This window comes from Marinomonas phycocola (assembly GCF_047525455.1).
GTDB lineage: Bacteria > Pseudomonadota > Gammaproteobacteria > Pseudomonadales > Marinomonadaceae > Marinomonas.
Map to the genome: position 1 here is coordinate 165,212 of NZ_JBLIXL010000005.1, position 11,953 is coordinate 177,164.

10 protein-coding genes and 1 pseudogene are annotated in these 11,953 nt (G+C 42.4%); 6 read left to right on the forward strand and 5 right to left on the reverse strand.

All coding sequences use genetic code 11. The annotated features are described in order from the left end of the window. Position 1: 1 nt before the first annotated feature. Both ACMUMJ_RS05895 and ACMUMJ_RS05900 read left to right on the forward strand, forming a co-directional pair. Positions 2–3,019, forward strand: coding sequence for a sarcosine oxidase subunit alpha (locus ACMUMJ_RS05895; RefSeq protein ID WP_414677865.1), 3,018 nt, complete (start codon positions 2–4; stop codon positions 3,017–3,019). Next, positions 3,012–3,686 carry a sarcosine oxidase subunit gamma gene (locus tag ACMUMJ_RS05900; protein ID WP_414677866.1) on the forward strand — a complete coding sequence of 225 codons (675 nt, stop codon included), beginning with the start codon at positions 3,012–3,014 and terminating at the stop codon, positions 3,684–3,686. The genes ACMUMJ_RS05895 and ACMUMJ_RS05900 overlap by 8 nt, the downstream gene beginning before the upstream one ends. Here the strand turns inward: ACMUMJ_RS05900 and ACMUMJ_RS05905 are convergent. Continuing rightward, positions 3,683–3,805 (reverse strand): hypothetical protein, encoded by a 123-nt coding sequence (locus tag ACMUMJ_RS05905; protein ID WP_414677867.1) that lies wholly within the window; start codon positions 3,803–3,805, stop codon positions 3,683–3,685. The two genes, ACMUMJ_RS05900 and ACMUMJ_RS05905, sit on opposite strands and share 4 nt — an antisense overlap. Here ACMUMJ_RS05905 and purU point away from each other — a divergent pair. Then, positions 3,797–4,663 (forward strand): formyltetrahydrofolate deformylase, encoded by an 867-nt coding sequence (purU, locus tag ACMUMJ_RS05910; RefSeq protein ID WP_414677868.1) that lies wholly within the window; start codon positions 3,797–3,799, stop codon positions 4,661–4,663. The two genes, ACMUMJ_RS05905 and purU, sit on opposite strands and share 9 nt — an antisense overlap. Positions 4,664–4,699: 36 nt before the next feature. Continuing rightward, positions 4,700–6,079: an L-serine ammonia-lyase gene (locus tag ACMUMJ_RS05915; protein ID WP_414677870.1), complete on the forward strand. Its 1,380-nt coding sequence runs from the start codon at positions 4,700–4,702 to the stop codon at positions 6,077–6,079. A 270-nt stretch (positions 6,080–6,349) separates the two neighbouring features. On the opposite strand, the gene ACMUMJ_RS05920 is transcribed toward ACMUMJ_RS05915, so the two are convergent. The 4 genes and pseudogenes from ACMUMJ_RS05920 to ACMUMJ_RS05935 all read right to left on the reverse strand — a co-directional run bounded on the left by ACMUMJ_RS05920 (position 6,350) and on the right by ACMUMJ_RS05935 (position 10,750). After that, a complete protein-coding gene (locus ACMUMJ_RS05920) occupies positions 6,350–7,870 on the reverse strand; it encodes a methyl-accepting chemotaxis protein (RefSeq protein WP_414677872.1) in 1,521 nt (506 codons plus the stop codon). Between the two features lie 17 nt (positions 7,871–7,887). Beyond that, positions 7,888–9,132, reverse strand: coding sequence for an ABC transporter substrate-binding protein (locus ACMUMJ_RS05925; protein WP_414677873.1), 1,245 nt, complete (start codon positions 9,130–9,132; stop codon positions 7,888–7,890). 365 nt (positions 9,133–9,497) lie between these two features. Then, positions 9,498–9,599, reverse strand: a pseudogene (locus ACMUMJ_RS05930) (hypothetical protein); the annotation flags it as partial. Positions 9,600–9,631: 32 nt separating this feature from the next. Further along, on the reverse strand, positions 9,632–10,750 hold the full coding sequence (locus ACMUMJ_RS05935) for a helix-turn-helix domain-containing protein (protein WP_414677874.1): 1,119 nt from the start codon (positions 10,748–10,750) through the stop codon (positions 9,632–9,634). A gap of 255 nt (positions 10,751–11,005) precedes the next feature. Here ACMUMJ_RS05935 and ACMUMJ_RS05940 point away from each other — a divergent pair, with 255 nt between their 5' ends. Beyond that, positions 11,006–11,353: a DUF805 domain-containing protein gene (locus tag ACMUMJ_RS05940; RefSeq protein ID WP_414677876.1), complete on the forward strand. Its 348-nt coding sequence runs from the start codon at positions 11,006–11,008 to the stop codon at positions 11,351–11,353. Positions 11,354–11,364: 11 nt separating this feature from the next. Next, positions 11,365–11,922, forward strand: a complete 558-nt coding sequence (locus tag ACMUMJ_RS05945) for a hypothetical protein (RefSeq protein ID WP_414677877.1) — start codon at positions 11,365–11,367, stop codon at positions 11,920–11,922. Positions 11,923–11,953 lie beyond the last annotated feature (31 nt).

Below are 11,953 nucleotides of genomic sequence, written 5' to 3' on the forward strand. Positions count from 1 at the left end.
CATGACACAGCAAAACCGCCTTCAAAATGGGGGCCGAATCGACCGCTCTCAGCCCCTCACTTTTTTCTATAATGGAAAAGAATATCAAGGTTTTCATGGGGATACATTGGCTTCTGCAATGCTGGCGAATGGTATTGACGTCGTTGGTCGTAGTTTCAAATACAGCCGACCTCGTGGCATTGTGGCTGCGGGTGCAGAAGAGCCAAATGCTATCTTGCAATTAGGCGCAACCGAAGCGACGCAAGTGCCTAATGTTAGAGCAACGCAACAAGAGCTGTTTAATGGTTTGGTGTCTGCATCGACAAATGGCTGGCCAAGTGTTGATACTGATTTGATGGGGATGGTCGGTAAATTAGGTGGAAACCTAATGCCACCAGGTTTTTATTATAAAACGTTCATGTTCCCTCAGTCCTTGTGGCATAACTATGAAACTGTGATCCGTAAAGCCGCTGGCCTTGGTCGTTCTCCGTTAAAAAATGATCCCGATACATACGACAACATCAACCAGCATTGTGATGTGTTAGTTGTTGGTGCTGGTCCAGCGGGCTTAATGGCGGCCTTAACGGCGGCACGTGGTGGTGCTCGCGTAATTATTGCGGATGAGCATAATGAGTTCGGTGGTTGTCTGTTAAACACGAGAGAATTGTTTAATGGTAAACCGGCAACTGAATGGGTAAGTGTGGTTGTGGAAGAGCTATCAACGTTAGACAACGTGATGCTATTACCACGCTCTACCGTGAATGGGTATCACGATCATAACTTTGTCACCATTCACGAACGTTGTACTGACCATCTAGCGGACATCGCGCCAGTACTGCAAGTTCGTCAACGTATACACAAAGTACGTGCGAAATGGGTTGTATTGGCGACGGGAGCACATGATCGCCCATTAGTATACGGTAATAATGATGTTCCCGGTTGTATGGTTGCAAGTGCCGTATCAACCTACATTAATCGTTACGGTGTGGTTCCAGGTAAAGAATTGGTGTTAATGACAACCAACGATTATGGCTATCAGGCCGCGTTGGATTGGCATGATGCTGGCCAACGAGTGGCAGCGATTGTTGATACTCGTCCTGCGTCGAACGGTGCACGTGCTCAAGTGGCTCGTGACCGTGGGTTAAATATTATTCTTGGTTCAGCGGTGATCGACGTTCAGGGTGGCAAACGTGTCACGGGCGTTTCGATTGCGCCATTGAGTCAAAATGGCAATAAACTGACGGGTGCCGTAAGAGTATTAAGTGCGGATACGGTTGCAACGACGGGCGGTTGGAGCCCTGTTATTCACTTGTCTTGTCATACTGGCAGCCGTCCTATCTGGAGCGATGAGGTTGTTGGTTTTTTGCCGGGTAAAACGGCTCAAAAGCAACTTACAGCGGGTGGTATTAATGGTCAATATGATCTTGCTGATGCATTAAGTGAAGGCCTATCAGCAGGGCAAAAAGCATTGAGTGAACTTGGTATGACAGCAGCAAAAGTGGACGTGCCAACGACCGAGGACTTAACGCCAGATGCACCAATGTCTTTGTTCCACATTCCTCATGTAAAATCGACGTCAAAAGCACCAAAACAGTTTGTTGATTATCAAAACGATGTCACGGCGGCGGGTATTGAGTTGGCGTGTCGTGAAGGTTTTGAATCAATAGAGCATGTGAAACGCTATACTGCAATGGGCTTTGGTACGGATCAGGGTAAATTGGGCAACATCAATGGTATGGCTATTGCTGCGAAAGCATTGGATAAAACCATACCAGAAACTGGAACAACTATTTTCCGCCCAAATTATACGCCGATTACATTTGGTGCGATTGTTGGTCGTCATTGTGGTGAGTTATTTGATCCAAAACGTTATTCAGCGATGCATAAATGGCATCTTAAGCGTGGTGCGAAATTTGAGGATGTGGGTCAATGGAAGCGCCCATGGTACTTCCCTCAAGGTGCTGAGACGATGCAAGAAACATTGAACAGAGAGTGTGTGGCTGTTCGTAAAAGTGTTGGTATTTTGGATGCGTCTACTTTGGGTAAAATTGACATCCAAGGTAAAGATGCACGTGAATTCCTTGGCCGTGTGTATTCGAATGCATGGGCTAAATTGGCAGTTGGTAAGTGTCGTTACGGTCTGATGTGTGGCGAAGACGGCATGGTATTTGATGACGGTGTTACTGCATGTTTAGGTGATCAACACTTCTTGATGACTACGACAACGGGCGGTGCTGCCAGAGTGTTGGAATGGCTTGAGCTTTATCATCAAACGGAATGGCCTGAGATGAATGTGTATTTCAACACCGTGACGGATCATTGGTCAACCTTGACGATTTCTGGACCGAACAGTCGTAAGTTGCTATCAGAGTTGGTTGATTACGATGTGACGAACGACAATTTCTCTTATATGGATTGGAAGCAGATAACGGTCGCTGGTGTACCGGCTCGTGTGTTTCGTATCTCTTTCACAGGAGAGTTATCATTCGAGATTAACGTACAAGCCAATTACGGTATGCATGTTTGGGAAAAACTGTTTGAAGCCGGTGAAAAATACAATTTAACGCCTTATGGAACAGAAACCATGCACGTATTGCGTGCGGAAAAAGGTTTTATCATTGCCGGTCAAGATACGGATGGTTCAGTACATCCTCATGACTTAGGCATGAGCTGGTGTGTCTCTAATAAGAAACCGTTTAGCTACATTGGTAAGCGTGGTATGGCTCGGCAAGATTGCATTCGTGATGGACGCAAACAAATGGTTGGCCTAAAAACGAAAGATCCTAAAAAAGTTATACCTGAAGGTTCTCAAGGAGTATTGGATCCAAATGCACCCATTCCTATGCCTATGGTTGGTCACGTCACGTCCAGCTATTGGAGTGAAAATTTGGGCCACAGTATTGCGATGGGCTTTGTGAAAGATGGCTTAAGTAAAATGGGAGAAAGTGTCTTCTATCCATTGGTTGACGGTTCTGTAATCGAAGCGGAAATCTGTAGCCCAATCTTCCTAGATCCAAAAGGGGAGCGTCAAAATGTCTGAGATTAAAACAACACCAAAGGAAGAAAAAGCCGTACTGGTTAAAGCGGAGGTTATGAATCAATTGCCTTCTTCTGAGATACAAGGGCAGTCTCCGTTACATCATGCTGACCTTGCCACATTAGCGTCAAAAGGGCCAAAACAAGGTGGTGTTCATTTACGTGAACACAAGTTGTTAGGTCATTTAACGTTACGTTGTAATCAGAATGATGAAGCGCAAAAAGCGGCTGTAGAAAAAGTTTTGGGCCTTGCGTTGCCATTGTCTCCATTAACCTCAGTTGAGTCAGAAAATTACTCAATTCGTTGGTTGTCTCCAGATGAGTGGCTGATTTTGGTTCCAGGTTTAGACGCTTTTGATGTAGAGACCAAATTTCGTGCAGAAATGCCAGGACATTACTCTTTAGTCAACAGCAGTGGTGGTTCAACGGTACTGGAAGTTTCTGGTGATAATGTGGTGGAAATGTTGAAAAAATCCGTTTCTGTCGATTTGCATCAATCAGAATTTCCAGTCGGAAAAGTGGTTTCAACGTTGTTTGCGAAAAGTACGGTGATTATGCGACGTACAGGTGACTTACGTTTTGAATTGATTATTCGTCGAAGCTTTTCTGATTACATTTGGTTATGGATACAAGATGCTAGCCGTGAGTTTGGTTTAGTTATTGAAGCCTAAATTCTGTCTATGAATGCGGCTCGTTCTAATTCAGGGCGGGTCGCGCCTCGTTTTAGCGTATCATTTTTCATACGTGTTAATGAATTGCGCATCTTATTCGGAGTAATAATATGGTTCATATTAAGAAACCTTGGATATTTACCGCAAATTGCCCAAGCCGATTGGGGACGGTGGATGTGGTCACTCGTTTTATGGCTGAAGCGGGCAATTACGTGGATGAGATCCACTCTTTTGATGACCACGTATCAAAACGATTTGTTATTCGCATTGAGTTCCAACCTCAAGACGACAAGTTTAATGCGATTCAGTTTGATAAGGAATTTTCGCCTCGTGCTGAAGCATTTGAGATGACATGGGAGTTGACTGAACCTGAGCATCGCCCACGTGTCGCGATTTTGGTATCCAAATACGATCATTGTTTAAATGATTTATTGTATCGCCATCGTACAGGCCAGTTGAATATTGAAGTGCCCGTCATTATTTCAAATCATCCTGATTTAAAATCGTTGGCAGAGTGGCATGGGATTCCGTATTACCATTTGCCTATTACGGCAGAAACGAAGTCAGAACAAGAAGCTCAAATTATTAAGCTGTTGGAAGAATACGATACAGAATTGGTGGTATTAGCGCGTTACATGCAAGTGCTGTCCCCTTGGATGTGCGAGCAGCTCAACGGCAAAGCCATCAATATTCATCACTCTTTACTGCCGGGCTTTAAAGGTGCGCGTCCTTACCATCAAGCATGGGAAAAAGGCGTCAAAATGGTGGGGGCAACTGCACATTATGTCAATAATGATCTTGATGAAGGGCCGATTATTACTCAAGGCATTCAAACAGTTGACCATGCGTTTTACCCAGAAGATTTAATATCCAAAGGGCAAGATGTTGAGCGTATAACGTTGTTTAATGCCATCCGTTATCACATTGAAAAACGGGTCTTTTTAAACGGTAGTCGTACAGTGGTTTTTAGTAGCTAATTTTTATTATGGCGTCATTAACGCCATGGGGTGTGTATGTCGATTTCTGTTTTCGATCTTTTTAAAATTGGTGTGGGACCTTCCAGTTCTCACACCGTCGGGCCAATGATTGCTGCCGCCCAGTTTGTGGAATCATTAGATAAACAAGCCATTGCTCAGGATGTAACACGGATAAAAGTCGATCTTTATGGCTCGTTAAGTGCAACCGGTGTAGGGCATGGAACGGACATGTCCGTTATTGTTGGTTTGATGGGAAAGCGTCCACAGAGCATTGATCCAGAAACAATTATCCCCGTGGTAAATGAACTAAAAGAAAACAACTCTTTGTTGTTATTGGAGCGGTTTCCTATTGAATTCATATGGCAGAGAGACATGAACTTTGTGGAAGAAAATTTAGATTTTCATCCTAATGCAATGACGCTCTTTGCTTATGATTCAAATGACATTCTCTTGTTTAAAAATACCTACTATTCTATCGGCGGTGGTTTTGTTATTGATGAAGGTGAAGCCGTAGAAGATGTGCATCTGGTTCCTCAGGTAGAGTTGCCTTATGACTTCAACAATGCGGTTGAATTACTTGACCTATGCAAAACACATAATTTAACCATCAGCCAATTGATGATGGAAAATGAGAAAGTATGGCGTTCCGAAGCGGAGGTTAGAGATGGCCTACGTGCTATTTGGGACACTATGAAAGCCTGTATTGCCAAAGGTATTGAGAAAGAAGGCATTTTACCAGGAGGGTTAAATGTTAGGCGACGTTCTAAGCAGTTACATCAATCTTTGGTACACTCTCGCAATCCCAATGTGATTAGCTCGACATTAGGTGCGATGGATTGGGTAAATTTATACGCTCTTGCAGTGAACGAAGAAAATGCAGGCGGAGGGTCCATTGTTACTGCTCCGACGAATGGCGCAGCGGGTATTATTCCTGCCGTGTTAATGTATTACATGGAGTTTATACCAAATCCACAAGAAGAGAATGTGGTGGATTTCTTATTAGCGGCAGCGGCAATTGGGGCGTTATGTAAGAAAAATGCGTCCATTTCTGGTGCTGAGGTAGGTTGCCAAGGCGAAGTCGGATCGGCTTGTGCTATGGCGGCAGCAGGGCTTTGCGAAATATTGGGCGGTACGCCAGAGCAGGTAGAGAATGCAGCTGAAATCGGCTTAGAGCATAACTTAGGTCTCACTTGTGACCCTGTTGGTGGCTTAGTTCAAGTCCCCTGTATTGAACGAAATGCGATTGCTGCAATGAAAGCGATTAATGCGACTCAAATGTCGTTGCGTGGTGATGGAGACCACTTTATTTCATTGGATAAAGTGATCAAAACCATGTGGGACACTGGCATGGATATGCAAGACAAATACAAAGAAACATCGCGCGGCGGTTTAGCTGTAAATGCGATTGAATGCTAATACTATGTAGTGCATAACGTAATATAACGACAGCAGTTGTTGGCTCTTGGACTCATCACTTAGCCTCTAGGCGTGATTTTTCTAAAAGTGATAAACGGTGTTTCATCATAGCAGATGAAGGAAAGAAAATTTTTTACATGGTTTACGCAGTCAAATGAGGCCCGTCGTGTATGTCTTGATTTTGAAGCACAAAAAAGGGCGCTTGTTTGATTCATATGAGAATCAGAAAGGCCCTTTATCTTGATGCTTTATTCGTGAGTATTCTCTGATTTAAATTTTAAATTTGGACACCAAAGTTGCAAGTTTTTGGCTGGAGTCTACGATGTCTTCATTTAATTGAGCGTTATCAGAGGATATTCGTTGAGTTTCATCATTAATACGAATAATTTCTTGAATGTTCTTTTCGATCATATGCAGTGTTTCGGATTGTTCTTCGGCTGCGGTGGCAATCATATCGGAACGTGTAAGATTCTTTTGAACCGATTGACATATATGGCCAAACGACTCGCCAGCACTTTTCACCGATTGCACGCTGGATTCCGCTTTTTGTAAGCTGTTGTCCATTGCAGAGTAGGTAACTTTGGACAATTGTTGTAGATGGTCGACAATGCTAATAATCTCACTAACCGAGTTCTGAGTTTTCTGCGCTAATGACCTTACTTCATCGGACACAACGGCAAAACCACGGCCGTGTTCACCCGCCCGTGCGGCTTCGATTGCGGCATTTAATGCGAGTAGATTAGTTTGTTGTGCGATGCTTTCTATGACGGTTACGACAGAGCCAATTTCTTGAGTGTGGGTATCCAACTCCGCCATTTGTACACTGGAGTTCTTCACAGACTCAGATAATGACCCTGTCATATCTGCTGCGGAGTCGATGAATGCGCTGCCATCAACCGCCACTTGGTTCGTTTCGCCAAGCGTTCCTGCTAATTCACTGGTTTGTGATGAGACATCTCGTGATGTATGGCTAATTTCATTCATTGAGTCGGCGATTTGTTTGACTTCGTCACTAAGTAAGTCAACGGATTGATTCAGTTGAAGTGTGGTGTCTTTTCCTTGTTTTGTGCTGTTATCCATGACTTGAACAACATCACTTAGTTCACTAATAATAGTATGTACGTTATCAATAAACAGGTTAATGCCTTCCCCCAGTTCACTTAACTCATCATTGCCGTCTGTCGTCACCCGCCGAGTCAAATCCCCTTCGCCTTTAGCGATGTTGAAAACACGACTTTTCATATTATCCAATGGTGTGATAATAATTTTGTTGATTAAGAGGGGCAGAATGATCAGCATGATCAAAATTAAGATAATCACTTGTAAGAGACGGTTGATAATCTCATTGTTTAGAGTGTCGTTAATATTGGCTTTGGTAAAGTAAAGGTTTAATTTACCAGCTTCAAAGCGCTCACCTTTGATTTCAAAATAGATGGTTTCGGTTTTCGTCAAATAACTTTCACCATTAAACGGCTCTTCAATGATCTGACCCGTTTTATCGTTTAGTTCAAAAGCGAAAAGAGTGTTGTTGTCGCTGCCTAATACATCAACAGCAACCAATTCGTTTGTACCAAGCTCAGAGACCACGACTTTCTTTGCTGTGTCTATGTCCATTTTCCAAAGTGGGCTAGACAGAGTGATACCTAATCGTTTGGCACTGCTATTAGCGCCAATGTGGACTGCCTCGATTAATTTCTGTTGGTTTATGTAGATGGTGACTGCCGCAGAAACCAATAACGTTACGGTTATTGCAATTAATACAGCAAGGTTTAACTTTTGCTTAATCTTCATTTTTACACTTTTATTCCCTAGGGTTTAGACGTTATTAGGTGTGTTTGTCTTAGCTGCTCTAACTCTGATTGAGCGCGTTTGATGTCTGCTGATGTTAAAAACCGAGCAAAGACATCTAATGCAGGCTCAACAAAGGCACTTTGAGTATCTCGATCAAAAAATTGGGCTAAGCCTGCTGCTGACCCAAGTAATTTCGCCCCTTCTTTGATAAAAGCACCATCAGATATTTTGGCGTCTACGTGGGGTGGAATCATTCCCATATCTTGATTGTATTGGGATTGGAATGATGATGAGGCCATGTAGGACACTAATCCCTTTAGGCCGCTGCTGATTGTGGTGTTACTTGGCACCATCACAATGTCAAGAGGCGCGTCTTCGTATAAGGGGACATTAGGGTCAATGGTAGGAAATGGCATGAAAGCAAAGTCGTCTTGAAGGTAGCTGGCTAATTCACCAGAAACGAAATTACCAATCAATATCATGGCAGCATGATTATGATAGATAAAAGGTAATGCCTCGTTCCAATCAACGGAATCCTGCAATGACATAAAGAAATTACCGTCAACGAGCCGTTTCCAGTGGGAGAAGACTTTTTTTACCCTCGGGTCGTTAAAAGAGTGTTTGCCTTGTAATAATTCAGTGTGGAACTCAAGACCATTGATTCTTAAATCCAAATAATCAAACCAAGCGGAAGCAGGCCATTTGCCTGAGTTGCCAAGCGCCAGTGGTGTAATGCCGTTCTGCTTTAATTTATTGCCAGCTTGAATAAAATCATCCCATGTTTTAGGAGGTTGGATACCATTTTCACTGAATGTGGATTTGCGGTAATACATTCCCCATTGATAATAAGAGGTAGGAACTGCGTATATTTCATCGTTAAGCGTGATAGCCCCAAGACTGCCTTTAGTGAAAGAATTCTTAACGGTATTTGTGTCCATAAGTTGACTAAGAGGTGCTATTTGATCTTCTTTTACAAAACTAAAGAGACGATTTCCCCCATGCCAGAAAATCAAATCGTATTCTGATTGACTGCTGCTTAACCAATTTGGAAGGTTGGTTTTGAACTCTCCATCTGGAAGCGTAATCAAATTAATTTTCACATCCGGATTACTGGCTTCATATTGTCGGAATAATGCGGAGGCGACGGTTTTTTGTGTACCACTATTAATTGAAACGACATTAACGATGTCTTCTGATTGGACCGTTGTGGCAATTAACGAGCAGGCCATTAGGGCTTTCGTCACCAGTACATTGAACTTCATACTTCTCTCTGAAAGATGCTTCTTATAGAAAGCGTAACAATGTAAACTAATGTTATAAAAAAACAAGATAAAATGTCCACGTAAAGAGACAGGGTGTCTTTATAGTGTTGAATATTAAGGATTTTAACTGGAAAAATAATTATCAAAAGCGTCGTTAAATGTTTCCAAGTGTAAGTATTTGTGTTAATTTTTGTTTTTTTTTAGATACTGTAGTTCAGCAAAGAAAAAACCAATTTAAGGCGATGAGCAAAGAGTTTTATAGAGAGAAATCGATGGATAGAACACCATCGACTTTGTGTAAAGCAAGAATGTGCTTAAGGCTTGGCGGTAAGCTGTTGTATAAACTTTCTTATTTCTTCTATATGTCATAAGCCTGTAATTTTACCATTCTCCATTTCACACAGTGTCATACCGGCAATGTCAAAACGGTTTCCACTTGCTGGAATGCCAAATAAGTTCCTAGTATAAGTACCCTTATAGCAACCAGAGAACTAATGCTTTATTCTTCAAGTAATTGATTATGAGAACGTCGATAAGCGCTGGGTGTTTTTTGAGTAATACGTGTAAATTCTCGGTGGAAGTTGGATTTAGTTTGAAACCCTGAATTTAAATACACTTGGGTAATCGGGTCGTGGGTGTTTTCTAATAGTTGCTTTGCCCGTTCGATACGATACTCATTGATCACTTGAGAAATGTTACGACCGTATACTTGATTTACTGCATTTGAAATGTGTCTAGCAGGAATGATGAGCTTGCGAGCCAGTCGGTCGAGCGTGAGATCTGGGTCAAGAAAAACCTCTTTCTCTGTCATTAATCCATTCAATTTTTTGATAATAGCATCCACTTCTGCCTCATCGAGAGTCGTGCTGTTTGATTTTTCTTTAAGCGGTTTGTCCGTGTGTTTTTTACCTTCAACGGTTACTGATTGAGGTGCGATTGAGTCTTTCTTTTGATTTATTTGAATGGTTGATAATCGTTCTTCGTCGTAGTCATGTGAGCGAATACTCAAGCTAACAATGATAACGGCAAGAGACAAAACGGGTAATAGCAGAGTGTGGCCGATCATAAGGATATAGACGGCATGCTCGCCCTGAAAAAAAGCAAAATCAATGGCTAGAGTGCCATCAATTGCCGCTGAAAAAAGCAACATAAAACCTGCAATACGTTCTGCTTTTTGTGCTTTCTCTATTTCCGAAAAACTGACATTTTCCGGAACGGCTTTTGAGTTGAGAGACGCTTTAATAAGCGCAAAACCATAGCCTATATAAAGTAACGTTAAGACAGGATCGATCGGTGGATGCCAAAAGGGATAAGTAAGGGCCGCGATCATAACCATTAAAGGCGCGATGAAATGCATAAAGTGAAGGTGCTTTTTACCGTGAGCTTGAGAAAAACAATACCAAGCTGTTGCAGGGATTAAAGACGCAAAAAGCGGCTGTAAGAAACGCAGTATGGCGAGATCAAGTGTCCATCTCATTCCAACAATGGCGGTGCTGAGAGCGCACAATGTTAGGAAGAGAAAGGCAGGCTTTTCTTTCGTTTCTTGGCGAACGTAAAGCACCGCTGCCAAGATGCTTAGGAGGAGCGTAATAACAAATGGGAGAGGGATCGAGATCATAATGCGTCCACTTTTTTATCGTTTTACTTTACGGCAACCTCACTCGAATTGGAAGACAGAATGCTTCTTGAAGGTTTTGTGTCGTATTGATTGTTATTAATTGTGTCCTAAATAGTGATTGAAGACGTCCTATATCCCGATGTAGGACGAAAAATCACTCAAATCAACGCACCTTGTAGACATTCCTAGAGCAAAACGGCTCTGGGGCGCTCATTCACTTTTGATAGAGTTCATTGGACTCATAAGGTAAATACAATGTTTTGGTACTTGGATGCGTTCAAACGCTTTTCTGATTTTACAGGAAAATCCTCGAGAGAAGCGTTTTGGTGTTTTTTTATCCCCCATTTAATAATCACAACACTGCTGATTTTAATGGAGATTCAGTTGGATACCAGTTGGTTTTTAGAAGGTGTGTACAGCATCCTTTTATTTGTTCCTTCTTTAGCCATCACTGTGCGTCGTTTGCATGATACGAATCGCTCTGGGTGGTGGATAAGTATTATTTGTCTGCCTGTCTTTGGTTTTTTGATTCTCTTCGTGCTGCTCCTTCAGTCAAGTGATGGTCATGACGATATTGAATCCACTTCATTCACTGTAAATTAAGGGGAAATAGAATGAGTTTTATACGTATTCAAACGGTATTAAACATAGTATTTATAGTGATTGGGGCGTTAAGCGTCATGGCGTGCGCAAGTGATAAAGCGCTTTCAGAGAAGCTATCTCTTTCTGGTATGAACCCGTTGCCAGAAGATGCTTATGGGGCGGTGTATATTGACTCACCGACAACCGGAAGTCTGTTGCATTTACGAGGCACAGTTGGAAATGGCGTCATGTTACTCAGAAATAGCCAAAGCGAATATTGCTCAATTAAAGCGGTTAAGTTTGCGGCTGGTGATTTTGAAGGGAAAGACATCTCTGTAACACAAGCGGATGACGTGCGATTGATCATTTATAATCAAGAAATCGCGAGACACTTACTAAGTGGGGGTGAGGTAGTGAGCGAAGACATTGTGATCACCAATTCACTGAGCCAAACGGTTGGTGATATTCACGTTCATTCCGGCATCGAGTTGACTCAAGGGTTTGTTTTAAACCCATCAGAATGGTTTTTAGCGAGCTTATTTGATAGTGATGACGATCAGCTTGATTGTACGGAGAAACGCATTTACTAAGAGTGCTTGTGTTGTAACAGTCAGTTGTATG